Origin of the sequence: Algoriphagus confluentis (genome assembly GCF_036245625.1) — a bacterium.
Classification (GTDB): Bacteria; Bacteroidota; Bacteroidia; order Cytophagales; family Cyclobacteriaceae; genus Algoriphagus; species Algoriphagus confluentis.
In genome coordinates, this window is record NZ_BTPD01000047.1 from 1 (window position 1) to 358 (window position 358).

General features: G+C 45.0%; 1 protein-coding gene. It reads right to left on the reverse strand.

The genetic code is table 11. The features are described 5' to 3' along the window. The coding region (locus tag AAA943_RS21835) for a transposase family protein (RefSeq protein ID WP_479374289.1) at nt 1-358 on the reverse strand (358 nt) is incomplete at both ends.

Consider the following 358-nt stretch of genomic DNA (forward strand, 5'->3'; position numbering starts at 1 on the left):
CTATATCGCCTATTCGCTCCCTTAGGGCTACAACAGCAGGTCGTTGTTCAATAGGCACTCTTTCCTTTATGATTCCTCTGGAATCTCTGTAATTGCCTCTTTTTCGCTTTCTTTTCCCATGGCGGAGGCATTTATAAAGCTCCCGATCTCTGGTCAATGACCAATGCTTACTTTTCTTGGCTTTCCAAATCCATTGATAAATGGTTTCATGGGACACGCCCGGGTTTCCATCCAATTCCCATTTGGCAGCAATCAATTCCGGACTCAGTTTTTCCTCCTTGAGCCAAACTCGAGCTTGTTCCTTTAGCTCAGCCTTGAAACGGATATTCTTGGGTTTAAGCTTATGCCGTTCATCGGT